Raw genomic sequence first — 25,701 nt, forward strand, 5'->3', positions numbered from 1 at the left:
GCCACGTTCATTGCACGTTCATTGATAGACAAGGAAGGTCCAGGTGAGCATCAATCTCGACCAGGCATTGCAGACATTCATTGTAGAGGCGCACGAACTGCTGCAGGTGATGGAGCAATCCCTGCTGCAGTTGGAAACCGAGCCTGCTGACCAGGATGCCATCGGCGCGATTTTTCGTGCCGCGCACACCATCAAGGGTTCCGCCGGTCTGTTCGGCCTGAACCCCGTCGTCAGCTTCACGCACATCGTCGAGGACGTACTCGACCGTCTGCGCGACGGCAGTGTGGCAGTCGACACCGGGCTGATCGCGGTGCTGCTCAAGTGTGGCGATCATATGCTGGAGCTGATCAACGTCGTCGCCAGCCGTGGCGAAACGCTCCAGCCTGCGGCCCTGGAGCGTGAAGCGGCATTGCGCGAGGCGTTGAGCACCTATCAGGCCCCGCACAGTACCCCCGACACCGGCGTTCAAAACACCGAAACCGGCTCTGCCGACACGTCAGCCGAGGTGCTCTGGCATATTTCCCTGCGCTTCGGTGTGGACGTGTTTCGCAATGGCATGGACCCGCTGTCGTTCCTGCGCTACCTGGAAACCCTGGGGCAGATCACGCAGGTCACGACCCTCACCGACACTATTCCGGCACTGGACAGCTGGGACCCGGAAAGCTGCTATTTGGGTTTCGAGATCGACCTGCGCTCGACGGCCAGCCACGCCACCCTCAACGAAGTCTTCGACTTTGTGCGTGACGACTGTGAAGTGAGCATCGAGGCCGTCGACCAAACTTCCCACAATGCTGTGTCCATCGGCAGCGAACTGGTTGCCCAGGCAGAGCAGGGCCCATTGACGGCTTCGGTGCAGCGGCTACCGGCGGCCAGTGAGCCGAAAGCCCGGGACGGCAACTACGTGCGCGTCAATGCGGACAAGCTTGACGAGCTGATTAACCTGGTCGGCGAACTCGTGATAGCAAGCGCCGGCGCAAGTTTGTTGGCACGTTCCTGTCAGAACGACCCGCTGCAAGAGGCGACCTCGACGGTATCAGGACTGGTGGAGGAGATTCTTGATGGCGCACTGCACCTGCGCATGATCCCTATCGGCGACACGTTCAACCGCTTCCGCCGCGTGGTGCGCGACATCAGCCAAGAGCTGGGCAAGGACATCGAGCTGACCATCAGCGGTGCAGAAACCGAACTGGACAAGACCGTTGTCGAGAAAATCGGCGACCCATTGATGCACCTGCTGCGCAACGCCATGGACCACGGTATCGAAAGCGCTGATGCCCGGCGCGCTGCCGGCAAGGCGGGGAAGGGCCATCTGAGCCTCAACGCCTACCACGACTCGGGCAGCATCGTCATCGAAATCGCCGACGACGGCAACGGACTCAACCGCGAACGGATCCTGGAGAAAGCTCAAGAGCGCGGCCTGGTGGCCAGCGGTGCGGTGCTCTCTGATCAGGAGATCTACAACCTGATCTTCGAACCGGGTTTCTCTACCGCCGAGGCGGTGACCAATCTGTCGGGCCGTGGCGTGGGCATGGACGTGGTCAAGCGCAACATCACTTTGCTGCGCGGCACTGTCGATCTGGACAGTCGCCCGGGCCAGGGCACCGTGGTGCGTATTCGCTTGCCGCTGACTCTGGCGATCATCAACGGTTTTCTGGTCGGCATCGATACATCCACCTACGTGATTCCGCTGGACATGGTTCAGGAATGCATCGAACTGGACGAACACCAGCGCCAGTCGAGCCGCGACCAGGGTTACCTGGATTTGCGAGGCGAGGTGTTGCCGCTGGTGGACCTGCGCGAGCACTTCAGCCACGAAGGCAGCGCTGGCCGACGCCAGAATGTGGTGGTAGTCCGCTACGCCGAGCACAAGGCCGGGCTGGTCGTGGACGACCTGCTCGGTGAGTTCCAGACCGTGATCAAACCGTTGGGCAAGTTGTTTGGCGCACTGCGCGGCATCAGCGGCTCCACCATATTGGGCAGTGGCGCGGTGGCGCTGATCCTCGACATACCGGCCTTGCTCAACCAAATCGTACAACTGGAGGCCCGCTCGACCCAGGCGGCTTATTCGCCAACCGTCGTCGCTCGCTGACGTATTCGCAACACCCTGGAGGTTCCACGATGAAATGGTTTTACGATCTCAAAATATCCACCAAGTTGATCAGCTCATTCCTGGTGGTCCTGGCACTCACCGCGGCGATGGGCGTCTTTGCCATTCATCAGCTGGGGGCCGTGAACCAGGCGGCCCAGGACATCCGGGGTAACTGGATGCCTTCCATGCGTGCAGCGGCAGGCATGCGTTTTTTTGCCGCCAACTATCGCTTGAAAGAGTACCGCTCCATAACGACCGACGTCGCTGAAGAGAAGGCCCAGGCTGAGCGGGAAGCCGCCGAGTCCCGCCAGCAGTTCGAAACCCGCGTGGGCACCTATGAGCAGTTGCTGTCGAACGACGAAGATCGTCAGCTTCTGGCCGCTGCGAAAAGCGCATGGGCCGCCTACCTGGCAACCAGCAATCAGGTGCTTGAACTGTCCCGGCAGAATCAGGAAGACCGAGCACGCGTCTTGCTGAGGGGCGAGTCCAAAACGCGCTTTGATGATGTGACCAACCGTCTGCAAAAAATGGTCGAGCTCAATGACGGCGGCGCAACGGCTGCCGGTGACAAGGGCTCGGCGCTGTATGAAATCGCCCGCCTGGCTATCATCGTGGCGCTGGTGGCTGCGTTATTGATCGGCCTGGGTCTGGCCGTGTTCATCGCGCGGATCATTTCGCGTCCGCTGAGACAAGCCGCCACCGCCGCCGAGCAGTTGGCCGAAGGCAATCTCAGTGCACCTATCGCACCGGGGACGAAGGATGAAACCGGCATGGTGCTCAACGCCATGCGCAACATGGTCGGCAAGCTGGGACACATCATCGGTGAAGTGCGTAACGCTGCCGATAACCTGGCCAGCGCCTCCGAGCAGGTCAGCGCCACCGCGCAATCGATGAGCCAGGCGACCAGTGAACAGGCGGCCAGTGTCGAGGAAACCAGTGCCTCGATCGAGCAGATGAGCGCCAGCATCAACCAGAACACTGAAAACGCCAAAGTGACCGATGGCATGGCCAGCAAAGCCGCCAAGGAAGCCACCGAGGGCGGCGATTCGGTGCAGCAGACCGTGGTGGCGATGAAAAAAATCGCCCAACGCATCAGCATCATCGATGACATCGCCTACCAGACCAACCTGCTGGCCCTCAACGCCGCCATCGAGGCCGCTCGGGCCGGTGAGCATGGAAAAGGTTTCGCGGTAGTCGCGGCCGAAGTGCGCAAGCTGGCCGAACGCAGTCAGGTGGCTGCCCAGGAAATCGGCGAGCTGTCTTCCAGCAGCGTGGACATGGCCGAGAAGGCCGGCAAGTTGCTCGGTGAGATGGTGCCGTCCATCAACAAGACCAGCGACCTGGTGCAGGAAATCAGCGCGGCCTCCGAAGAGCAGGCCGCGGGCGTCGCGCAGATCAACACGGCGATGACCCAGCTCAACCAGGTGACCCAGCAGAACGCGTCGAGCAGCGAGGAGCTGGCCGCCACCGCCGAAGAAATGAGCAGTCAGGCCGAACAGCTGCAACAGGCCATGAGTTTCTTCGTGCTGGATTCAACGCCACGGCCCGCCGTTCAAAGCAACAGCGCAGACAATTCCGGCAGCAAGCCGGGCCATCAGCCGCCTCGGGTCAAACCGCAGCCGCCGCGCAAAGCGTTTGCGTACAGCATGGCCAGTGCCCCGGACGAATCGGAATTCACCCGCTTCTGATCACACCAATCGATGCGGGCCTACAGGGAGAACGATATGGGCGCAGTGACGACCACTCGGCAAACCGCAGTTGCGGTGGATGAGGACGCGCAGTACCTGACCTTCATGCTCGGCGGCGAAATGTTTGCCATCGGCATTCTGGGGATCAAGGAAATTATCGAATACGGCAGCCTGACCGTGGTGCCCATGATGCCCGCCTTCGTGCGCGGGGTGATCAACCTGCGCGGTGCGGTGGTGCCGGTGGTCGATCTGTCGGCGCGCTTCGGGCGAGCCAACTCCGCGATCACTCGGCGCTCCTGCGTCATCATCATTGAGGCGAGCACCGAGGAGGGGCAGGCGCAGGACATCGGCTTGCTGGTCGACACCGTGTCTGCGGTGCAAGAGATTCCGTCCACACAGATCGAGCCGCCGCCCAGCTTCGGCGCACGGATTCGATCGGATTTTATTGACGGCATGGCCAAGGTCGATGGCAAGTTCGTGATTGTGCTGGACGTGGACAACGTGCTGTCCATCGATGAAATGTCCAGCCTTGCCGAAGCCGGTCAGGCACCGTCCCTTGATCCCGACCCGCGTTGAGGCCCGAACATGACAGACACCGCTACCATCGATGATCGTGAGTTCGGTCAGTTCCAGAGCTGGCTGTACCGTGCGGCCGGCATCAACCTGTCGCCCGCCAAGAAAGCGCTGGTGGCAGGGCGCCTGTTCAAGCGCCTCAAGCATTACGAGCTGCAGAGTTATGGCGAGTATTTCAAGCTGATCATGAATGACCAGCGCAAGGGAGAGCTGCAAGTTGCCCTGGATTTACTGACCACCAACGAAACCTATTTTTTTCGCGAGCCCAAGCACTTCGACTTTTTGCGTCAGCAGGTGCTGCCCAAGGCTGCGCCGGGCAAGGTGTTTCGGGTATGGAGCGCGGCCAGTTCGTCGGGCGAGGAGCCTTACAGCCTGGCGATGACGCTGGCGGAAGGTCTGGGTACCACGCCTTGGGAAGTGGTGGGTTCGGACATCAGTACTCAAGTGCTGGCCAAGGCGCGCAGCGGCCATTACGCCATGGGGCGTGCCGAGACGTTGCCTCACCCGCTGCTGGTCAAGTACTGCCTGAAGGGCATCGGCCGCCAGGAGGGCACCTTCCTGATCGACAAAACCCTGCGCAGCCGCGTCAACTTTGTCCAGGTCAACCTCAACGAAGCGCTGCCCGCACTCGGTGAATTCGAGGTGATCTTCCTGCGCAATGTGATGATTTACTTCGACCAGCCGACCAAGGCCCAAGTCATCGCACGCATGCTGCCGCTACTCAAGCCCGGTGGCTACTTGATCATCAGTCACTCGGAAAGCCTCCACGGTGTGAATGACACCCTGAAGCTGGTGGCGCCATCGATTTACCGCAAGCCATGAAAATGCCCGTCGGCGCCGCCGAAGTGGTATTGGTCCCGGGTCAGGTCAGTTTCGCGACGCGCCCGACGCGCTTGCGCACACTGCTCGGTTCCTGCGTGGCGATCACGTTCTGGCACCCGCAACGGCTGATCGGCGGCATGTGTCACTTCATGCTGCCAGGGCGCCTGCGTCACGATCAGCCGCTGGACGGCCGATATGGCGACGAGGCGCTGGAGTTGCTGCTTCAACATGCCCTCGCCAATGGGACTCACGTCCAGGACTACCAGATCAAGCTGTTCGGCGGCGGCAGAATGTTTCCCGATCAGCCGCGCGACCCGCGCACGCAGGACGTCGCCAGTATGAATATTCGCGCGGCGCTGGCCCTGGCCGAGCGTTACCACCTGCACCTGACTGCTCAGGACATGGGCAGCACCGGTCACCGCACGATCATGTTCGACGTGTGGAACGGCAACGTCTGGGTTCGGCACCAACCAATGGGAACACTTCAACAAGATGCCTACCAAAAAAATCAGCGTACTGCTGGTCGATGACTCGGCCGTGGTGCGTCAGGTGCTGATGGCGATTCTCAGCGACACGCCGGATATCCACGTCATGGGTGCCGCGTCCGACCCTATTTTTGCCATGGACAAGCTCGCCCGGGAATGGCCCGACGTGATCGTGCTGGACGTGGAAATGCCACGGATGGACGGGATCACCTTTCTCAGGAAAATCATGAGCGAGCGGCCGACGCCGGTGGTCATCTGTTCCTCGCTGACCCAAAAAGGCGCGGAAACCTCCCTGCAGGCGTTGTCGGCAGGCGCAGTGGAAATCATCACCAAACCCACGACCGGGTTGAAAAATTTCCTGATCGAATCGGCGGCCGAGCTGGTGGCCGCGATACGCGCTGCCGCCAACTCCAACGTCAGGAACCTGGGAAAACGCAGCGCCAGCCCGGCACCGTTGCCAGTTCCGGCCGGCAAGTTGACCGCGGATGCGATCCTGCCTGCCGCCAGTGGCCACGCCATGGCACAGACCACTGAACGCATCGTCGCCATCGGCACCTCCACGGGCGGAACCCAGGCGCTGGAAGCGGTGCTCAAGGCGCTGCCGAGGGTGTGTCCAGGCATCGTGATCGTGCAGCACATGCCGGAGAAGTTCACCGCCTCGTTTGCCGAGCGCCTCAACAGCATCTGTGCGATCGAGGTGCGCGAAGCGCGGAACAACGATCGAATCCTCCCAGGACTGGCCTTGATCGCCCCCGGTGGCAAGCACCTGATGGTCACCCGCAGCGGCGCTTATTATCACGCCCAGGTGATTGACGGGCCGCAGGTTAACCGGCATCGACCTTCAGTGGATGTGCTGTTTCGGTCGGTGGCCAAGTTCGCCGGCAAGAACGCCACCGGGATCATCATGACCGGCATGGGCGATGACGGCGCGCGCGGTCTCAAGGAGATGCTCGACGCCGGCGCCGCCACCGTGGCCCAGGATGAAGCGAGCTGCGTGGTGTTCGGCATGCCCAAGGAGGCCATCAAGCTCAACGCTGCCCAGCGGATCATGCCGCTGGAGCATATTCATCAGGCAATCCTCAACAGTTAGCCTGACCGCTGACCTTCAGCATCTGCCCAGGGAATGACCGATCACGATCGCTCTTTCATGGGCAGACGCTTGACCGAATACGCCCGCTTTTCATCCTCGGAGTTGTAGTAGACGTTCTGTGTCGTGCTGAGGCTGTTATGGCGCAGATCGACCTGCAGATCCTTCATGTCCCGGTGCGGTGCATCGAAGGTCGCCGAGGTGTGGCGCAGCCAGTGCAAGGACGCCGCGCGCAGGCGACCGACGTCTTCATCCGGCCAGTGCTCGGCCTGCATGCGCTGCAGCGCGCGATCAAATACCTCTTGCAGCAGCACGCGGATATGCCGGTCGGATAACCCGGCGCGTCCCCGTTGAGTGGCAATCAGCGGCGTGCTTTCACGGAAGCCGGGCAGGGGTGACAGGCCTTGGTGCAGGCGCCAACGCTTGAGGTAATTCTCGACATAATCGTCACGCACGCTGATCTTGCCGGCTTTATTGCCTTTGCCCACCACGTGATACCACCAGTTCCCGGCGCCGTCCTTGCGCAGATCGCCCATGGTCGGCTTCCAGTTATCGCGGCCCACCAGATCGGAAACGCGGAGGTACATGGAGAAAATCGTTGCCACGATAAACAGCGTGCGCTCGTACTTGGCGTCCTCGGCCGCCAGCAACTCGGCGGTCTCCAACACGAAATCCCACTGCAGCGAGGTCAGGATGCGCGTGTCCTGGTTATCGGTGTTGCGCTCTTTGTATTTGCTCTTTTGCTTCACCGCGCGAAACGGGTTTTGCTCGCAGAAACCCTCATCAATCGCGTGCTGGAAAAAGCTGCCACACACCGCGAAGATCTGCGCGATAGAGCCTTGGGCCAGCCGATACGTGTCCTGAAGGGCAGGCCGGTTTTCTTCCTGTGCGCGCTTGCGTTCTTCCTTGGCGACGGTTTGGCTGAAGGGTCGCCAGTCGGGGTTGAGCACGTAGGTGTCCGTTGCGTTTTTTTTGCGCGCACCGAGGCGGGTGAAGCGGGATTTGACCACCGGACCGACCCATGCCGGATCGGGCGCCAGGCAGAATTCCATGAAACTCTCGGCCTGGGTGCGGCGCATGGCGAGGAGGGGCGTTCTGGATTTGAGCATCGTCCACAGCAGCAGCCGCTCGACGTGGGTGCGGTATGAATTGAACGTGGATTCGTTGCCGGCGTAGGACTTGAGAAAGCTGCGCACGGCGCGGTAGCCTTCGATCGCCTGAGTCTCGGCGGGGAATTGCTCCAGATAATCCCGGATCGCCGGAAGCTCTTCCTTTAAGGAACTGAAGTTCAGCTCACCGAACTTCGCGTAGGTTTCGAACAGCGGATGGGGTGACGAAGGCGCGGGCATGGAATTCGCTGGCTGTGAGTGCGGAAGGTGCCGGCATGATCGTGCAGGTGACGTGCATATGCAATATCCGGGTCTGACAGTTATCGGATATTGCATTTGTGGGTTGGGGTGTGTTAGTCGGGGTGCCTGGATCTCTCTGGCTTTTGTGGCCTGATTTGGGCATCTCAGGTCATTGGGCTGGCTGTTTCTGAATCGGGCTGCGGTTTTGCGAGGTTTTGGCGAGTTTTGGCAAGTTTGGGCGTGTGAATGCGGCGGTTTTGCTGACTGTACGGGCGTAGTCAGTTTCGCGTATATGGGCTGCAGGGCCTGTATTACGGGGCTTTCAGGGAATACTCGGCCGTAATCGAGGCTGTATGTTCGGCTTAAGACTGTCTTAGGTTGAGTGGTTTGGTTGGCTTACCGTGCGGGCTGTCCTGGGTTTTGGCTGGGGACGGCTGGGCCTGTTAAGACTGGGTATCGAGGGTTCGCTGTTTAAATCAGGGTGATCAGGCACGTGTTGTTGGACCGCGTTGTGATAGGTCCTAGGGGCTGAGCCTGTGATGTGATCTGCGGTGCGAGTCATCGGCGCCGGTTAGACATCGGCGCATCACTTGATGCGAGCACCGGCGGTCATCCGGGTGCCAGGCAGTTGCAATGCTTAACAGGTGCCGGTGTGAATTCAAACTCAGACTTTGCAGGGTGGGCAGCTGCAGCGAACATTAGATCGTGATCGATACGGCCGGGAGGCTTGCGATCAAAGAAACGCCGGAATCGAGGGTAAGCGTTGACGTCGCCAGTCAGGCCGGACGCTGAAAGACCAGGGACAGTGGATTCATGAGGCGGCACATTCGATTCTCCGTCATACCGCCCCAGCACCGTAATATCCCGTTACGCATAATGTATATTATGTTAAATTATGAAACACTTTACGTTGTACATCCGCCCAGCCGCTTCTTGACAGCTGGCCTTTACCAGCATGTGTGATGCCGAACCTTACGCTCTCCAGGTCTTGGCGATCTGAGCGCACGCATCCTCCACCTTGTCATGCCAAATTGTGGCTAACTGAAGTGTTTGGAGATATCCATACCGGCGACATGCCCGATAGTATCCGCGCCTTCTGGAACCCGACGACCTTTCAAACATTTCTCACGGATAACTGTGATGCTTAAATTCCTGGCGCTGGTCGCTGCCATCGGCGGTATAAACACCTGTATTGCAGCTGAGACAGATGACCCGGCGAACGCCTTTGCGAAGATTTATTCATCGCTCTGCCTGCGGAACCTGCCAAACCTCGAAGCCCTTCGGGTGAAACTCGCACCGATGCCAAAGCTTCCCCCCGAAAAGGCAGCGCTATTTCTGGCAAACGCCCCAGGCGACGCATGGCCTGTTCCAGATAAACAAGGGACGTTCGTACTGACCTTACCCACTGGAAAAAATCTGTGCGCCCTGCATGCTCGCAGGGCTGATGCGAATATCACCACCCGCCTTTTCAAAGCACTGGTGGCCAACGCGCCGGCTCCGTTCAGCGCGGAGCTGGTCAGGGACGACCAAAAGCAAACCGGCGCAAACGGGATGACGCACACCCTCTCCAACCAATGGTCTGTTCCGAACGGCGCACGAAAAATGCTGTTCACACTAACGACTGCAACGTCTGACACTGCAAATATTCAAGCGCTTGGAACGGCCGCAGTCATCAGTCAGTGAAGGCGTCGAATCAGTGTTCAAGTTACGACAGCAGCCAGTACAGCGTCGTTGGCCATAGTTAGAGGGTGAAGCGAAAGTGCCTCGAGCCAGCTTTCGCCTTCCCTTGCGAGCAGCGGCAGGTCATCCGCCGCCGTGCGTGTCTGGTTTGGAATCGACCACGTGTTAATGAGGTTTCGCGTGCACCGCGCGTCTACAGGTCCGACTACCTTTATTCCTCACCAAGGAGGTGGATTCCTAAATCATGCCGACCAGGCGCAAGGTGTGGCTTGAGCGTCAGTGCCGGAATTTCATAGTCGCCGGCATTTTGCCTGCGAAACGGCAGAGGCTGGTCATGGAACAGGTTATCCAGCCGAGTGGCATAGGCTGCGCATATCTGCTCGAACCGATCGGCGTCGGTTTTGCTGGTTTTATAGATCGGGAACGGCGGCATCACAGTGAATCCCGGGTAGAAAAGCACACCGTGCTGGATAGGGAACAGCACGTCATTCAAGGCACCATTGACGCCCCGGCCACTGTAGTGGGATTCCCAACCTCCCATCGTGACCACCAGCATCGCACGCTTGCCCGCCATGCTTCCCTCGCCGTAGCGATCCCCCCAGTGGCTTTCGCTGTGTTCGCCGACGCCGTAGGCAAAACCATGGGCGTACACGCGATCAATCCAGCCCTTCAGAATCGCGGGCATGGAAAACCACCACAAGGGAAACTGGAAGATCACGGCATCGGCCCACAGCAACTTGGCCTGCTCGGTCTCGATGTCCGCCGGCTGGGTACCGGCGACAAGTACGCGATGGGACTCTGTCGCCGGGTTGAAGGGCTTATCGCTGGCGTAGCCGGGTGCGTCGTCCGGGTCCAGGGCGGCCTTCCAGCGCATCTGGTAGAGATCCGAGACTCGGACGTCATGCCCTGCGGCTGTCAGATGGGCAACCGCAAAATCTCTCAATGCGCCATTGAGAGAGCGAGGTTCGGGGTGGGCATAGATTAGAAGTAGCTTCATTACGGGCTCCGAGTGGGTTGATGGCCTCACCGTAGCGTCGGGGCTACTATGTTAGAAATGAATTCCCGAAACACTTGGTATTTACATGAGCAATAGCTTGCATCGGCTGGATCTCAATCTGTTGGTCACGCTGGACGCGCTGTTGGCCGAGCAAAACGTCACCCGAGCGGCGCGATTGCTGAACCTTGCTCAGCCAACTGTCAGCCTGCAGCTAGGCCGTCTCAGAGAGATGCTGAACGATCCGTTGTTGCTGCCGGGCCCTCGAGGGATGTTGCCCACAGAGCGGGGTCGCGAATTGCGTGGACCGCTGCGTGAAGCACTCGCGGCTTTAGAAGGCGCGCTCAGCCCCACTGTGGCCTTTGAGCCCTTACTGTCGACTCAAACCTGGAAGGTGGCCGCCAGTGATTACGCCACTGCCGCTCTGGTATGGCCGTCACTAGGGCCGATGCGGCGCCTTGCGCCAAACACTCGATTGGCGCTGCTCAGCAAATACCCGACCGACCTGGCTCATGATCTGGAGAACGGTCGGCTCGACCTGGCTTTGCACATCCGCGATGAAGCGCCGCCGAAGTTACGCCAGCGCTCATTGGTTCACGAGCGCTACGTGCTGGCCGGGCGGTGTGATCACCCGGCGTTGGCGTCCAGGCTAAGCCTCAAAGCGTTCTGCAAGCTTGAGCATGCGGTCATGTCTCCAAACGGAGCGGGTTTCGTAGGCAGCACTGACCAGGCACTTGCTGCCAAAGGTCTGGAGCGGCGCGTCGTCTTGTCGGTGCCCAACTTCAACTCGCTGCTATCCGCATTGGCGCACAGTGATCTTGTTGCAGTTGTGCCTGAAAGGCTGGTACGTGATGAGCCGGCCCTCCTTGTCCAAGAGCCGCCGCTCAGCATTCCGGGGTTTGAAATGCTCATGCTATGGCCGGAGCGAGTGCACCGAGACCCCGCCCATATGTGGCTACGCGAACTCATCGCTTCGAATGTGATTGGGACGCCCAACCCCCAGGTCTGAGTAGTCAATGCGACGACTCAATTCTGCCGGTTGATCAGTCGCAGTCGATCCGACGCTGAACACATGTCAGCGCTGCGACATGGCAACTTATCCCGGAAGCGCGGTCGCCTTTCATTACTCTTTGCAGTGGCCGCGCTTTTTCTGATGCTTGGTGCAGTATTTTTTGTCTTCCCCATGCAGCCATTTGTCTTGCTGCGCTTTTTCCCAAGGCGACAGACACGAATTGAAACCGCGTCCCCATCCTTGCCAGTAGCGCCCTTGGAGATGAGCCCGGGCGTCAGCATCCCGCGCCTCATAGCCCGACCCCTGCTCCCGAGCTTCGCATCCACGATGAAAACCTTCCCCGTAAGCTACGGTTAGAGGAACTGTCTGAAACCAGGCGCACCCAGTCAGACACAACATCACAGACATGACAAGCCAGGTACTGAGGAACCGTTTGGCCACAAAGCCCTTCCCGGGGAGCGCAAGACGTAGAAGTTGAGATCTACGAATGAGATCACAATGGCATCACTTTGTTCGCCGAGAGGTCTGTGCTATCAGGATATTTGGCGTCGAATGAAGAGAAGGTAAGCATGAGCAACACACGAACTGCATTGGTGACAGGTGCTACCAAAGGGATAGGTTTAGCGCTCAGCTCCCATTTGACAGAGTCAGGATGGGATGTGGTTGGCATCGCCAGGCGAGCAATTGACAGTTTTCCCGGCACGCTAGTCCTGTGTGATTTAGCTAACGCCCAGAAAACGGGTGAGATGCTTCGGAAACTGTTAGAGCGGACTTCCATTGACGCCGTCGTCAACAATGCAGGTATTGCGACCCCGCAGAGCCTTGAAAAGCTTGACCTTGAGACACTCCACAGCGTCCTTGACCTGAATGTGAGGGCGTCGGTACAGGTCACTCAGGCTTGCCTGCCATCCCTCAAGCAGTCCTCGGCAGGACGCATAGTGAATGTTTGCAGCCGAGCCATTTATGGAGCACGAGATCGAACAGCATACTCTGCCGCCAAAAGCGCTTTGGTGGGCATTACCCGTACTTGGGCGCTTGAATTGGCGCCGATCGGAATCACAGTAAATGCAGTCGCGCCTGGCCCTATAGAAACAGAGCTTTTCCGAGCCACCAGACCAGTGGGGAGTGATGCTGAGCGTCAAATACTATCCACGATTCCGATGCAAAGGCTGGGAACGCCATCAGAAGTTGCCTCTCTGATCACCTTCCTGCTTGGTGAAAATGCATCCTTTGTGACGGGCCAGGTGATCAGCGTCGATGGTGGCGGAAGTCTGGGAGGCAGATAGCGACTTAAGAAGTATAGATAGTCAGCCACCCTCTCATCGCCTTTAGCTCCAAGCGCACCTCCTCCAGCCAAGCAAACCGGCCAGGAGGTTATGTGAAGATGAATTAAATGAGTTCCTCACTGCTTCCGGGGGACTTGCATCGTAAGCAAATAAACTGGGAGCCTCAGGAGATTCCTGTCCACGCCTTCCTCCCCCCGAAGCTGCTAGCGGGCAGTCATCGGGGGGCAGGCATATCTAAACTTAACGAGAAGCCACCTGTAGGAGCGTCCCTCACTCTTAACTCAGCGGCGAAAGAGACGGTCCAGAATCAGCAAAGCAATTCCACCAATGGCAACTGCAGCGACTGGTTTCTCTTTAACAAACGCAGAGATGCTGTCCATCGCATCGCCATAGGCTTGGGTCAGCTGACCAGAAGCCTGGCGACCGGTACCTTCCACCTCCAGCTTCGAATCACCAAACAGTTTCCCTACTGCGCTCTGTGCTTTGCCGGCAACCTGCTCTACAACGCCTTCTACCTGTTCGCTCTTCATGATTCACCAAACCTTCGTGTGTGAGTGACCCAGGATCAGCCTGGGATTGGCGCAACGTGCGCAGAATTAGGGGACGGGCGCAGTGATTAGTTCAGCGAGGATGAGCCTCTGGATTCCTCCGCATGACACCCACCACCCCTACCCGTCGCCATCCTGACCGAGACACGGCCTTCGAGAAGGCTACTGACTACTGATTTCGCAACCTTTTAGAACCACAGTGCGACACAACAGTCTGTCCCTACACACCTTTCCATCTCATAGGGATCTTCATGATCATCGTTCACCATCTCAATAATTCCCGCTCGCAGCGCATCCTTTGGCTACTCGAGGAGCTCGCCCTGCCCTATGAAATCAAGCACTACCAAAGAGACGCCAAGACCAACCTGGCGCCCCCTGAACTGAAAGCCATAAACCCGCTGGGCAAATCACCGGTTATTCAGGATGGTCCTCATGTGCTGATCGAATCCGGGGCTATCGTCGATTATCTGATCCGCCGCCACGGCGACGGCCGCTTGCAACCTGACCCGGCCACCGCAACCTATGACGAATATGTGCAATGGCTACATTTCGCAGAAGGGTCGGCCATGCTGCCGCTGATGCTGAGTCTTTATGTCGGGCGCCTTGGGGAAGCTGGCAAGCCGCTGCAGCCGCGAATCGAATCTGAACTGGCCAACTATCTAGGTTACCTGGAGACCGCCTTGAAACTTACTCCCTACTTGTTGGGTGAAGAAATCAGCGGCGCGGATATCCAGATGAGCTTTATTGGCGAGTTTGCAAAGTCCCAAGGCATGCTGCACGACTACCCTGGCCTCTCCGCGTGGATCGACCGGTTCCAGGCGCGGCCGGCCTATATCAGTGCGGTAAAAAAAGGCGGTGATTACAAGTTCGCAAGCTGAGTACTAAACACGCCGGCTTGGTAGGTCCTGCCCAGGAAGCGTCTCCAAACGCTTCACAGCTCTCGTCAGAGCGCAATCGCAGCCATAAAAAAGCCGTCTTACGACGGCTATTTCAACTCCAACGGGTCATTTAACCAACCAGTTCTCAACCTCGTCGCCGAACTGGCCTTTCCAGGCTTTCAGCAGCTTGTGGTTGCCGCCCTTGGTTTCTACGACCTCACCTGTCAGGGGGTTTTTATAAACCTTCATCTCTCGGGCCTTGCGTGTCTTTTTCTCGGCAGCCACTGGAGCAGACGGCCGACCGCTGGTTCCCTGAGGATCGAGAATGCCGACTATCTCTCTCAAGCTGAAGCCGTACTCACCGAGCAGGCCACGCAGTTTGGTTTCAAATTCGATTTCTTTCTTCAAACCGCTATCATTTTTCAGGGTTTCAAGTTCGGCGAGCTGGGCTGCGAGCTGTTGTTCAAGTTTGCGGAATTCAGCAAGGCGGGACATTTAAATCTCCAAGGTCGTTTTGATACGACCGATGTTAGCCGAACGCCGGTAATCAGTCATTCGCCTGGTTTTCCTAAACACTCCGCCGAACGGCTGGGCCAGTTCAATAACCGGATGCCGAGAACTCCAAGAGCTACATCAGCGATTATAGGAAGGCGTATTCATCGGCATTGGCTGCGGATTGGCGATGACCCAGCATACGGCCAGTTCACACAGGCGATCGCTGTACTCGGCAGGGTCGGTACCGTTTTTTAGTGCAGCAGCGAGCGTGCGGGCTTCGGACAGCTCCAGGTCCCTTAAGGGCACGGCACTGCCTAGATGCTCCACAAGCGCTTTTAGCATTTTCTTGAAATCCGCGTCCCAGTTGGCCGAGCCATTGTCGTTGATCTCTATCGAGATACGGCCACTGATGCGGATCACTTCACCTTGCACCGTAGTTGCTGCACCAGAGGATGGCACCAGCAGTTTCCACAATTGCTGATGCTGGGCAGGCCAGTCAGCTGGTGTCACGACTATCGTAGCTTGACCGTCATGGATGTCGCGCGCGGCAACTGGAGTTACATTGAAAAGGCGATAGAGAGTGATAAGGGCTGCATCCGTTGCATGCAGGTAATCAGGGTTGAAGCCGGCTCGGTGAAATTCGAATCCACGGCCGATACGCTCCACCTCCGAACGCATAGCGGCTTCGACTTGCGAACCTGCCTCCAACAAGATCTGAGCGATTTTCGCAGTGGCAGTAATGTCGGCGTTGGACGTGGTCAGCAGTGCGAGGTGCAACAGGCTGTATCCCTGGCGGCTTCTAACCTCTTTATTGGCGCCTCGGCGGATCAGGGCAGCGATTGCGTCGGCCTTGTGACTCTTGATCGCCGCTTGCAGCGGTGTCTCGCTCTGATAATCCCGAGCCTCGATATCGGCCCCTAGATCCAGCAGCAGATCGACACCTCCTTTCCAGCGCGAACCACGATGGTGCAAAGCTGTCCGCTGATACTGGTCACGAGCATCAACGTCTGCGCCCTGCTCCACCAGCCAGCGAACCAGATCATCGGGGCAATTATAAAAACCAAGCGCGGCGCTTTTGCTGTAGCCACCGGTGGCTTCGAGGTCGCACACATCGAACACTGCGATCAACTCGGCAAACGGAGCGTGCTCCAGCAGTTGATCGAAATCCTTCGGGAGTTTCTTTCTTTTACGCGTACTCATTAAGGCAGTCATCATCCTGATAAAGAGGTTTTTCATTATAGATTCACTAGGTTTTTGGTCACAGCTAGGTAAGTTCGCCGGACGCTTACGGCACACTCAACCAAGGTATTACTCAAGGATAAGTCAAGCCGCCCTAAGCCCCGCGTTTTCCCAAGTGTTTGCTTAAACTGAAGCACCGGCCAGGCATCAGTAACCAGCCCCATCAGCTTTTTGACAGGCTAGGCTTGTTGCACCTAAAACCTGTGATATGACCCATCTGGCTCGCACGACTGTTGTGTCAGTTCGGCATCGCTAAACCGCTGGGTGATGGCTTGAATGCCAACAATTACGTTGCGGCAGCCGTGAATGCCGACGCAGCGCGCGTACCTGAATCAGACGCTACAAACCGGCTCATCTCAAGGATTAATCACATGTTCCAGACGGTCTTGCTTCGCGATCATATGGGCTATAGCGACACATTTGCATCGTGGCTGCATGAACAGTTCGCGTATGAATTCGCTACTCAGGCGCTCCCTGATTGGCAGCGCGAATTTAAAGATGGCCAGAATGACGGGAACTGGCGAACCGTGATCGCTCTGGAAAATGGTCAGCTCCTTGGAGGGGCCGCCCTGGCCAAAAACGACTCGCCCGATTACTCAGAAGTGGGGCCGTGGCTTGCGTATGTGCTTGTTGCACCGTCAGCAAGGAAGCGTGGCTTGGCCGAACAGCTAATTGCAGAGGTCTGCTCCACAGCAAAAGAAATCGGACATCCGAAGCTGTATTTGCACACGCATGACCGACGTGAGTATTACGCAAAGCGAGGATGGGAGTATCTAGAGTCATTTCGTGCCTGGGGCAAAGAGCATTCGCTAATGCAGCGCAGGCTTTAGGCTTACTCTGTACCGCACAGATGACAGCGCTCAGCTTGAAGGCTGCTGCTGCCCAACCCGGCCCCCCCCTTCCAGGCTGCGGTCTACACGCATCGGTTCTTGAGGGAGTCGGGGCGATCTGAATCGCCCGGATTAAAGACTCCTCCACTGAGAGTGTCGGTGCGCACACGTGTTATCCCTTCGGGTAAAGTGTCGCCGCCCAATAATTGGATTCGGGCTCTTTTCAATGGAGTTTTACGTGAAGTCTTTCAGCAAAATCATCGCTTCTGCAGCATGTGGTCTGGTTCTAGCGGGTTGCACCGGCACCGCCATGAAGACCCAGCAATACGACAGCAGCCAGTACACTGTCGTTGGCCACAGTGAGGCAAGCGCCACTGGCCTGATGCTCTTCGGTCTGATCCCGATTCGTCAAAACGACCGTTTCGTCCGCGCTCAGAGTTACGCCATCCAAGCCAAAGGTGGCGATGCGCTGATCAATACTCAAGTGCAGGAAAAGTGGTTTTGGGCATGGGTTCTGAACGGCTACACCACCACCGTATCCGGTGACGTGATCAAACTTAAAGCCGCTCGATAAGCAGCGTTCGGTTCAAGAGAGCCCGGTTCGCCGGGCTTTTCTGTTTCTGAAGGTTGGAATGTTTGGTGTCGGATAGGTGCAGCGGGCGCGTTGGGCTACTTTAAACTGACCTCTAGCCTTCACAAGCCGACTCGCGCCGGATCAAACCCATGGCAGCGTTGCGCAGCTATTTTGCTAGCTGGTAAGTTCTATGATTAATCCAGAGCGCACGCAGGCACAAATTAAAAAACTTTGAGTTCGAGCAAGCTGATCGAATTCCAAAGGGGCCTGGAGCATACACACCGTTCGTTGAACCAGACGGATTGTATCGCTCACGTCTTGCGGTCACTACCAGCATGACCGCTCCTCATCGGTTCTTGAGCTAAATAGATAATGTATTCGTCACTGACGTCCGTGATTCAAAAATGGCAAATGGAGTTTTCCAAAAACGGTCGCCTAACGTGCTGGACGGTAATGGAGCGCTCGACTTGGCAACGGCTGAAGGCTGAGGGGGAGCTTACGTGCCCCATCAGCAACACCGATGATGACCCCATCTTTCAGAACGCTTATGCCTGGATGAAGGACTCGATGGCCAGCGCTGGGATACTCGCCCCCGCGCAGGGCTTATCTCCTTGGTGGTGCTGGGTAAAGCGTGACGAGAGCCATCCTGAGCCCTTCATTGAAGACGCGGAAGGTCTTAGAGATCCTGTGGTGCTTCAACTCGCCGTTCCCTCCGAACAGGTTGTCCTGTCCTGCTTTGACCTTTGGCATTTTGTACTCAACAACTGGTATGTCTGGTCGTCGGAGCTTGATGAGCAAGATTTTGATCGGGCTAAGGAAGATGTTGAGGAAGGATCCGATGCTGCGCAGCAGCTCCGGCAACGGATGCAGAAATCATGGTCAGCAGTATTTGAGCTGGATCAGAGTGCCGTTGACATGGGCCCATTTGAAGCCAAAAGCATCCAGGGATGTTTTTGGACTCTGAGATTGACGGACGTGACAGCTGTGATCGAGCCGGTTGCTTTGACCTCTCACCACTAACCTTAAATTTCCTGATCAATTAGGGGTGGTCAACTTCTGCATCCATCCGAACAAGTCATCTACCCTGCCCCGCATTTGCGCATCTTTCGACACCTTACTGATCTGCACAAGAGGCCTACCCGTTTGCTAACGCAGGACGAAGTGCCTGCGAGCAGCCACAAGCATTCCAATTCATTCAGTCAACGGCGGCAACCTGCGCTTTACAGGCGTCTTTTTGACAATTGCTGTATTAGTCTCGGCATAGGCATTCAGGCGATCAAGCAATGCGTCTAGCTGATCCATCGTCCGTACATGCAGCTTGGCGATGAAGCAGTCCTCGCCGGTAACCTTGTCGCATTCCGTAAACTCCGGAATAGATTGAATCTGCCGCTCGACCTCCTGCAACTGTCCGGGAAGCGGACGTATGCGCACAATGGCCTGAAGCATGTAACCAAATTGTTTTGGGTCAATTTCCACGGTGTAAGCGTTAAGCACTCCGCGCTCTTCAAGGCGGCGCAGCCGCTCGGCAACGCTGGGGGAAGAAAGGCCGCTGACGTTGGCGAGAGCCTTCAGAGACAGGCGCGAGTCTTTCATCAGTGCAGCGATGAGTAAATGATCTATAGCGTCAGTCATTATTCGCTCGAAGGCTTAAATACTATTTATCCTACAAAAGAAAGGCCAAAACGACGTTTGGCCTTTTCTGTTGCATGGAAGCGGTTGCACTCAGCTTGCCATAATTTATCCTCAATCGAGGAGCACATCATGGACAATTCTGTACGTCGCGGCACATGGGAAATGGTCTTCGCGATGTTGATTTCCGGGACGATCGGCTGGTTTGTGCTTGCATCCCAAGTACCGCTTGTCGAAGTCGTCTTTTGGCGCTGTGTCATTGGAGGAGTGACCTTAGCCGCCGTCTGCAAGACGATGGGTTACCTGAGCATTCGCCTCCTTACCCTGCGAACACTCGGGTTGGCAGTGCTCAGCGGCGTGGCGATCGTCGGTAACTGGCTGCTGCTGTTTGGGTCGTACAGCAAAGCGTCGATCGCCATCGGGACAGCGGTCTATAACGTCCAGCCCTTTATTTTGGTCGTGTTGGCCGCTGTGTTCCTCGGGGAAAAGGTGACGTTGAAGAAGCTTGCCTGGCTGTCGGTTGCATTCTTGGGAATGCTAGCCATTGCCAGTGCACACGGTGACCAGCAAACCAGTGGCAGCGATTACCTCGTTGGTGTGGCGCTGGCAGCAGCCGCCGCGTTTCTCTACGCCGTCGCGGCCTTGCTCATCAAGCGCTTACAAGGCGTGCCACCGCATTTGATTGCGCTCATTCAGGTCATCACCGGCGCCGCACTACTGGCTCCCACAGTTAATTGGCAGAGTGTGCCTTCGGCACCAGTATCTTGGGCAGCGCTGGGTATCTTGGGTGTGGTACACACCGGTTTGATGTACATCTTGCTGTACGGGGCTATTCAAAAGTTGCCGACGACGCTGACGGGCGCACTGTCTTTCATCTACCCGGTGGCTGCCATCCTGGTGGACTGGATTGCGTTCGGTCACCGGCTGGGAACGATGCAATGGATTGGTGTAAGTGCGATCTTGATCGCGGCAGCGGGCATGCAGCGTGGCTGGGGATTACGTTCGGTGATCCGAGTCAAGGCTGAGTCGATTTGATTGCGCATGCAGATGCTCCAGACGCTGCGATGCAACGCAGTTTCAATTGATGATGAATGTGCCTCAGGCCAGGCTCAGCCGGGGCCGTCATCCGTGGCGGTTAACCGCGCCACCATGATTCAAGCAGGTTATGCCGCCAGGAGGCATCAGAGGTTGGTTGAACACCGAAATGCAGAGAGTTCTTCGGCGAATCAGGAACTCGATCTATTGAACGTCCGATGACAAGTCCAACCCCACCCCCGTCATCTCCTCAATCAGCAACACCATCGACGCCGTGTACTCGACATTCGATCGCGTCACAATCTCATAAGGCTCGCTCGTGGACTGAATCGTCAGCGCCAGTTTCACCAACATACCGTGCTCCACCGCCATCTGAGCGACATCGTTCGGCATGACGGCTACCAGATTCGGATCCTTGAGCAGCAACGACAACGTCGTGAAGGTCGACGAGGTTTCGATCGCGTAAAGCGGAAAGCTCAGCCCCACCTGGCGGAACTCGCGCTCCAAGGTCAGGCGCATGGGCATGTTGACCGGGAAGACTACCCAGCGGCTGTCCATCAAGTCGTCCAACTGCAGCTTCGGCGCATGTGCGAGGCGATGCGCCGGATTCGCCACCACCACCAGCGGTTCCTGTGCGCGGAAGCGGGTTTGATAAGCGCCCGGACGCGGGCTCACGCTGGTTCGGCAGATCGCAACGTCCAACCTCCCCTGATCCAGCAAGCTCAACAACCGCGAACTGGTGTCTTCGACGATGGAAATTGACAACTCCGGCTGTTTGTCACGCAGTCGCGCCAGGCTGTCCACCAGCGTCGGCACGGCCCCCATGATCGTGCCGATGGCCAGGCGCCCGCCTTGTCCTTTGAGGATGCCGACCATTTCTTCGCGAAGGTGCTCAAGGTCGGTTTGAATCAAACGGGCATAACGAATCACGCAGCGGCCAAGATCGTTGGCCTCCAGACCCTTGCTCGTGCGCTCGAAGAGGCTGGAACCGAAAACCGTCTCGATTTCCTGCAACGCCTTGGTGGCGCCCGGTTGCGACAACGCCATGATCTCGGACGCCTTGCGCACCGAGCCATGCTCGTCGAGGGCAATCAACAGGCGCAGCTGCTTGAGTCGCAGGCGAGACACCATGGATGAGAAGGACGGCAGCATGGGTATACCTAAAGGTTATCGCTTGGGTCGTAACTCTCATTAGGCAGCAGCAGGCTGGAAATTTAAAGTGGCCTCAACCATAACAACAAGCCGAGGCCTCACCATGCGTTTAATCCAGTTTGAAGATTCCACGGGCCAGCGTCGTGTTGGCGTGGTCGAGGGCGACTCGATTCAGGTGGTCAACGGCATATCCAGCACGCGCACCCTTGCCCTCGCCGCCATTGCCAATGGCCACAGCCTGCAGCAAGAAGTCCAGAGCGCAGGCACCTCACTGAGTGCCGAAAGTTATACCCATCTATTGGACACAGGCCGCGTCCTGCCGCCACTGGACCATGAAGACCCGGCGCACTGCCTGATCAGCGGCACTGGTCTTACCCACCTGGGAAGCGCTTCGACTCGCGACAAGATGCACCAGGAAAAAGCCGACAATCAGGCTGAGATGACGGACACCGCGCGGATGTTCCAGTGGGGCATCGACGGCGGCCGCCCGGCAGCCGGTGCTGTGGGCGTTCAGCCAGAATGGTTCTACAAGGGCGACGGTTCGATTGTGGTACGGCCGAATCAGGCCTTCCAGTCGCCGGGCTTCGCCGAGGATGCGGGCGAAGAGCCCGAGCTGACCGGCCTCTACGTGATCGGCCATGACGGCAAGCCTCACCGCCTGGGCTTCGCCTTGGGCAACGAGTTCTCCGACCATGTCATGGAGCGCCGCAATTACCTGTACCTGGCCCACTCCAAGCTGCGCAACTGCGCCTACGGGCCAGAGCTGCGCGTCGGTGAGTTGCCCCGGCACCTGGCGGGCACCAGCCGGATCTGGCGCGACGGCAAGGTGCTCTGGGAAAAAGAGTTTCTCAGCGGCGAGGACAACATGTGTCACAGCCTGGAGAATCTGGAATACCACCACTTCAAGTACACCCAGTTCCTGCGCCCGGGTGATGTGCATGTGCACTTCTTCGGCACGGCCACCCTTTCAGTCGCGGACAACGTCAAAACTCAGCCGGGTGATCGGTTCGAGATCAGCATGAACGAGTTCGGAAAGCCGCTGTGCAACAGCATCGAAGTCGCGCCTTCTGCGTTCAATATTGGAGACGTGAGGTCGCTGTGACAGGTCAGGCCCTGCATCGGGCCTTTAGCAAGGGATGCATTTCATAATAAACATAAGAGTGAGATGAACATGACCACTGGCAATGTACAGGCCGTTACGCCTGCTGCTTCGACGAGTGCCGCGAGCGCCCGTCCCACCACGGTGCGGTGGAGGATATTCCTGCTTCTGCTGCTCCTGTCGGCCATCAACTACATCGACCGGGCGTCGCTGTCCGTTGCGCTGCCGTTGATCTCCGCTGATTTCAACATGACGCCGGCGCTGGAAGGTTTGATGCTCAGCGCGTTTTTCTGGTCGTATGCGCTGATGCAGATCCCTGGCGGCATGCTGCTCGACCGTTTTCAGACCCGCAACATTGTCGGCATTGCAACCATTGGCTGGGGCCTCTTTCAGGCCTTGGCGGGCGGCGCGCACAACTGGATCACGCTGCTCATCACCCGCATCGGTCTGGGCGTCGCAGAGTCACCGATCATGCCGGCCGGGGCCAAGCTCAACGGCGCCTGGCTTACGCCGAACGAGCGCGGTCGCGGTGCAACCCTCGTCGATGGCGGCGCACCGCTGGGCACTGCATTGGGCGCCATCCTCATCGCGGGATTGATCACCTGGTTTGGCTCCTGGCGGATCGCATTCGTCATCGCCGGCGTCGGCACCATGGTCGTAGGCGTCTGGGCGTGGTGGTACATCAGAAACCACCCCAGTGAGCACCCCAAGGTCAATGCTGCAGAACTGGCGTACATCACTGACGCCAATGAGGCGGCCAGGAAAGCAACGGGCGGGCGCAAGGCGATCCTCAAAGAATTGCTCAAGAGCCGTTCCGTGCTGGCCATGTTCGCGGGCTTCGCTTGCTACAACAGCGTGTTTTACGGCCTGCTGACCTGGATGCCGAGCTACTTGCACCAAGCCCATAATCTGGACATCAAGGCCATGGGCGGCGCGACCTTTCTGATCTTCATGTGCGGGTTCATCGGCGAACTGTTTGGCGGCTGGGTGGCGGACAAATGGAAAGCGGCCGGCGGGCAACCCAACACCGTCATGCGCAGCATGTTCGCAGGCTCCGCAGCCATTGCCGCCCTATGCATTCTCGCCGTGGCTTATACCAGCGACGCCATCGCTGTCATCTCGCTGCTGTGCGTCGCGCTGTTTTTCATTCGCTGGTGCGGCATGTACTGGTGCCTGCCCGCGATCCTCGGCGGCCAGTCCAAAGCGGGCGTGTTGGGCGGCAGCATGAACTTCTGCGGGAACATGGTCGGCGTGATTGTACCCATCCTGATTGGCCTGATCGTGCAGTACACCGGTTCGTACTTCCTGGCGCTGATCTTCTTCGTCGTCATGGCGTCCGGGCTGATGCTGTTCTCCAGCCTGATCGATTACCGCGAGCGTGGACTGGCCTGACCTGCCCTTCACGCTCCACTCCCATTGCGCTCACTGAATAAACCGAGGCAATCGTCATGCAGCTCATAACTACAACAGGCAGCGACACCGCTGCCAATGCCGTGATCAGACTCAACGTGCTGGACGATGTGTTGATCGCGCGGCAACCACTGGTCAAAGGTCTGGTGCTTCAAGCCGAAGGTATCGAGGTGCTTGAGCCTGTGCCTTCCGGTCACAAAGTCGCGGCGCGCCATATCGACGTGGGCCAACCCGTGCGCCGCTACGGCCAGGTTATCGGCTTCGCGAGCCAGCCCATCGAAGCGGGACAACACGTTCATGTCCACAACGTCGCCATGGGGGATTTCTCTCGGGACTACGCGTTCGGTGTCGACGCCAAAGGCAGCCCTGCCCCGACCGCAGAGACGTTCATGGGTATCGTGCGCGCCGATGGCCGTGTGGCCACTCGCAATTACATCGGCATTCTGACGTCGGTCAATTGTTCCGCGACTGTGGCGCGGGCGATTGCCGATTACTTTCGCCGCGACATTCACCCTGAGGCGCTGATTGAATACCCCAACGTCGACGGCGTCGTCGCGCTCACCCACGGCGTGGGCTGCGCTGTCGACCCGGGTGGCGAGGCACTGGCCATGTTGCGCAGGACGTTGGGGGGCTATGCCGTTCACCCGAATTTTGCCTCGGTGCTGATGATCGGTCTGGGTTGCGAGACCAACCAGATTCCCGATCTGCTGGCCGCCCAGGGCCTGACCAGCAGCCATTCGCTGCGCACGTTCACCATTCAGGGCACCGGCGGCACGTCGAAAACCATTGGCAGTGGCATCGCGCAAGTCAAGTCACTGCTGGCAGAAGCCAACAACGTCAAACGCGAACCCGTCAGCGCCAGGCACCTGATCATCGGCCTGCAGTGTGGTGGATCGGACGGCTACTCGGGCATCACGGCCAACCCGGCCTTGGGCAATGCCGTCGATCGCCTGGTGGCGGCTGGCGGCACCGCGATTCTGTCGGAGACGCCGGAGGTCTACGGCGCCGAACACTTGCTGACCCGTCGCGCCGTCAGCCAGACGGTCGGTGAAAAGCTCATCGCCCGTATCCACTGGTGGGAGGCCTATTGCAAGCGAATGGACGCCGAGCTGAACAACAACCCTTCTGCGGGCAACAAAGCCGGAGGCTTGACCACCATTCTGGAGAAGTCGCTGGGTGCCGTCGCCAAGGCGGGCTCTACCGATCTGGTGGATGTCTACGAATACGCTGAAACCGTCAGGGCGCACGGCCTGGTGTTCATGGACACCCCCGGCTACGACCCGATCTCCGCCACTGGCCAGGTCGCCGGGGGCGCCAACCTGATTGCCTTCACCACGGGGCGCGGTTCGGCGTATGGCTGTGCGCCCTCGCCGTCCATCAAGCTCGCCACCAACAACCGTCTCTGGGAAACTCAGGAAGAAGACATGGACGTCAACTGCGGCGGGATCGCCGACGGCTCCATGACCATCGAAGAACGCGGCGAGTACATCTTCCGCATGATGCTGCGCATCGCCTCGGGTGACAAAAGCAAAAGCGAACAGCATGGCTATGGCCAGAACGAGTTCGTGCCGTGGCAGATCGGCGCCATCACCTAAGACTTTGCATCCCCCTTTTGCATCCCCTTCGACACGCCGGCTCCCGTCGTCCGGCACGACGCGGAGCCGCTTCATTCAGCGGGTCTCCCGTCTCGCAGATTCATTACTCATCCAAACAGGAAACCTGACATGACTCAGATTCTCGGTCTGAA

Annotated in this window: 24 protein-coding genes; 17 read left to right on the forward strand and 7 right to left on the reverse strand. The window is 58.2% G+C overall.

Features of this window, described 5'->3' with window-relative positions:
• The first annotated feature begins 43 nt into the window (after nt 1–43).
• Genes AC07RO_RS05780 through AC07RO_RS05805 form a run of 6 tightly spaced genes read left to right on the forward strand, consistent with a single transcriptional unit; the run spans nt 44 to nt 6,747 of the window.
• On the forward strand, nt 44–2,089 hold the full coding sequence (locus AC07RO_RS05780) for a chemotaxis protein CheA (RefSeq protein WP_495085514.1): 2,046 nt from the start codon (nt 44–46) through the stop codon (nt 2,087–2,089).
• Between the two features lie 29 nt (nt 2,090–2,118).
• The gene (locus AC07RO_RS05785; protein WP_495085515.1) at nt 2,119–3,777 is read left to right on the forward strand and encodes a methyl-accepting chemotaxis protein; all 1,659 of its coding nucleotides are present in this window, start codon (nt 2,119–2,121) and stop codon (nt 3,775–3,777) included.
• 36 nt (nt 3,778–3,813) lie between these two features.
• Complete coding sequence (locus AC07RO_RS05790; protein ID WP_495085516.1) at nt 3,814–4,353, forward strand: chemotaxis protein CheW; 540 nt, start codon at nt 3,814–3,816, stop codon at nt 4,351–4,353.
• Between the two features lie 9 nt (nt 4,354–4,362).
• The gene (locus AC07RO_RS05795) at nt 4,363–5,172 is read left to right on the forward strand and encodes a CheR family methyltransferase (RefSeq protein ID WP_495085517.1); all 810 of its coding nucleotides are present in this window, start codon (nt 4,363–4,365) and stop codon (nt 5,170–5,172) included.
• A complete protein-coding gene (gene cheD, locus AC07RO_RS05800) occupies nt 5,169–5,702 on the forward strand; it encodes a chemoreceptor glutamine deamidase CheD (RefSeq protein ID WP_192173841.1) in 534 nt (177 codons plus the stop codon). The genes AC07RO_RS05795 and cheD overlap by 4 nt, the downstream gene beginning before the upstream one ends.
• Complete coding sequence (locus AC07RO_RS05805) at nt 5,665–6,747, forward strand: protein-glutamate methylesterase/protein-glutamine glutaminase (RefSeq protein ID WP_495085518.1); 1,083 nt, start codon at nt 5,665–5,667, stop codon at nt 6,745–6,747. The genes cheD and AC07RO_RS05805 overlap by 38 nt, the downstream gene beginning before the upstream one ends.
• 41 nt (nt 6,748–6,788) lie before the next feature.
• Here AC07RO_RS05805 and AC07RO_RS05810 read toward each other — a convergent pair whose 3' ends face one another.
• Nucleotides 6,789–8,093, reverse strand: a complete 1,305-nt coding sequence (locus AC07RO_RS05810; RefSeq protein ID WP_495085519.1) for a tyrosine-type recombinase/integrase — start codon at nt 8,091–8,093, stop codon at nt 6,789–6,791.
• 1,140 nt (nt 8,094–9,233) lie between these two features.
• Here AC07RO_RS05810 and AC07RO_RS05815 point away from each other — a divergent pair.
• On the forward strand, nt 9,234–9,776 hold the full coding sequence (locus tag AC07RO_RS05815; RefSeq protein WP_495085520.1) for an NMCC_0638 family (lipo)protein: 543 nt from the start codon (nt 9,234–9,236) through the stop codon (nt 9,774–9,776).
• Between the two features lie 208 nt (nt 9,777–9,984).
• On the opposite strand, the gene AC07RO_RS05820 is transcribed toward AC07RO_RS05815, so the two are convergent.
• On the reverse strand, nt 9,985–10,770 hold the full coding sequence (locus tag AC07RO_RS05820; protein WP_495085521.1) for an NAD(P)H-dependent oxidoreductase: 786 nt from the start codon (nt 10,768–10,770) through the stop codon (nt 9,985–9,987).
• Between the two features lie 85 nt (nt 10,771–10,855).
• On the opposite strand from AC07RO_RS05820, the gene AC07RO_RS05825 reads away from it, so the two are divergent.
• Both AC07RO_RS05825 and AC07RO_RS05830 read left to right on the forward strand, forming a co-directional pair.
• Nucleotides 10,856–11,776: a LysR family transcriptional regulator gene (locus AC07RO_RS05825; RefSeq protein WP_495085522.1), complete on the forward strand. Its 921-nt coding sequence runs from the start codon at nt 10,856–10,858 to the stop codon at nt 11,774–11,776.
• A gap of 572 nt (nt 11,777–12,348) precedes the next feature.
• Nucleotides 12,349–13,065: an SDR family oxidoreductase gene (locus AC07RO_RS05830; protein ID WP_495085523.1), complete on the forward strand. Its 717-nt coding sequence runs from the start codon at nt 12,349–12,351 to the stop codon at nt 13,063–13,065.
• A gap of 281 nt (nt 13,066–13,346) precedes the next feature.
• Here the strand turns inward: AC07RO_RS05830 and AC07RO_RS05835 are convergent, their stop codons facing one another.
• The gene (locus AC07RO_RS05835) at nt 13,347–13,595 is read right to left on the reverse strand and encodes a CsbD family protein (RefSeq protein WP_495085524.1); all 249 of its coding nucleotides are present in this window, start codon (nt 13,593–13,595) and stop codon (nt 13,347–13,349) included.
• 269 nt (nt 13,596–13,864) lie between these two features.
• On the opposite strand from AC07RO_RS05835, the gene AC07RO_RS05840 reads away from it, so the two are divergent.
• Nucleotides 13,865–14,491: a glutathione S-transferase family protein gene (locus AC07RO_RS05840; protein WP_192174710.1), complete on the forward strand. Its 627-nt coding sequence runs from the start codon at nt 13,865–13,867 to the stop codon at nt 14,489–14,491.
• 126 nt (nt 14,492–14,617) lie between these two features.
• Here AC07RO_RS05840 and AC07RO_RS05845 read toward each other — a convergent pair whose 3' ends face one another.
• Complete coding sequence (locus AC07RO_RS05845) at nt 14,618–14,986, reverse strand: histone-like nucleoid-structuring protein, MvaT/MvaU family (protein WP_192174709.1); 369 nt, start codon at nt 14,984–14,986, stop codon at nt 14,618–14,620.
• Between the two features lie 138 nt (nt 14,987–15,124).
• Nucleotides 15,125–16,222 (reverse strand): ankyrin repeat domain-containing protein, encoded by a 1,098-nt coding sequence (locus AC07RO_RS05850; RefSeq protein ID WP_495085525.1) that lies wholly within the window; start codon nt 16,220–16,222, stop codon nt 15,125–15,127.
• A gap of 374 nt (nt 16,223–16,596) precedes the next feature.
• On the opposite strand from AC07RO_RS05850, the gene AC07RO_RS05855 reads away from it, so the two are divergent.
• From AC07RO_RS05855 to AC07RO_RS05865, 3 genes are all read left to right on the forward strand, one after another.
• Nucleotides 16,597–17,055 carry a GNAT family N-acetyltransferase gene (locus AC07RO_RS05855; RefSeq protein WP_495085526.1) on the forward strand — a complete coding sequence of 153 codons (459 nt, stop codon included), beginning with the start codon at nt 16,597–16,599 and terminating at the stop codon, nt 17,053–17,055.
• A gap of 238 nt (nt 17,056–17,293) precedes the next feature.
• Nucleotides 17,294–17,629, forward strand: coding sequence for a hypothetical protein (locus AC07RO_RS05860; protein ID WP_423571604.1), 336 nt, complete (start codon nt 17,294–17,296; stop codon nt 17,627–17,629).
• A gap of 372 nt (nt 17,630–18,001) precedes the next feature.
• On the forward strand, nt 18,002–18,649 hold the full coding sequence (locus AC07RO_RS05865; protein ID WP_244656059.1) for a DUF3841 domain-containing protein: 648 nt from the start codon (nt 18,002–18,004) through the stop codon (nt 18,647–18,649).
• Between the two features lie 171 nt (nt 18,650–18,820).
• On the opposite strand, the gene AC07RO_RS05870 is transcribed toward AC07RO_RS05865, so the two are convergent.
• Nucleotides 18,821–19,261 carry an Lrp/AsnC family transcriptional regulator gene (locus AC07RO_RS05870; RefSeq protein ID WP_192174706.1) on the reverse strand — a complete coding sequence of 147 codons (441 nt, stop codon included), beginning with the start codon at nt 19,259–19,261 and terminating at the stop codon, nt 18,821–18,823.
• A gap of 129 nt (nt 19,262–19,390) precedes the next feature.
• On the opposite strand from AC07RO_RS05870, the gene AC07RO_RS05875 reads away from it, so the two are divergent.
• A complete protein-coding gene (locus AC07RO_RS05875; RefSeq protein WP_192174705.1) occupies nt 19,391–20,293 on the forward strand; it encodes a DMT family transporter in 903 nt (300 codons plus the stop codon).
• 204 nt (nt 20,294–20,497) lie between these two features.
• On the opposite strand, the gene AC07RO_RS05880 is transcribed toward AC07RO_RS05875, so the two are convergent.
• A complete protein-coding gene (locus AC07RO_RS05880) occupies nt 20,498–21,445 on the reverse strand; it encodes a LysR family transcriptional regulator (RefSeq protein ID WP_346626064.1) in 948 nt (315 codons plus the stop codon).
• Between the two features lie 103 nt (nt 21,446–21,548).
• Between AC07RO_RS05880 and araD1 the strand changes: the two genes are divergently transcribed.
• From araD1 to AC07RO_RS05895, 3 genes are all read left to right on the forward strand, one after another.
• Complete coding sequence (gene araD1 / locus AC07RO_RS05885; RefSeq protein ID WP_495085527.1) at nt 21,549–22,547, forward strand: AraD1 family protein; 999 nt, start codon at nt 21,549–21,551, stop codon at nt 22,545–22,547.
• Nucleotides 22,548–22,616: 69 nt separating this feature from the next.
• The gene (locus AC07RO_RS05890; protein WP_192174702.1) at nt 22,617–23,936 is read left to right on the forward strand and encodes an MFS transporter; all 1,320 of its coding nucleotides are present in this window, start codon (nt 22,617–22,619) and stop codon (nt 23,934–23,936) included.
• A gap of 56 nt (nt 23,937–23,992) precedes the next feature.
• The gene (locus tag AC07RO_RS05895; protein ID WP_495085528.1) at nt 23,993–25,549 is read left to right on the forward strand and encodes a UxaA family hydrolase; all 1,557 of its coding nucleotides are present in this window, start codon (nt 23,993–23,995) and stop codon (nt 25,547–25,549) included.
• Nucleotides 25,550–25,701: the final 152 nt, after the last annotated feature.

The organism is Pseudomonas sp. GW821-FHT07F05, assembly GCF_059418765.1.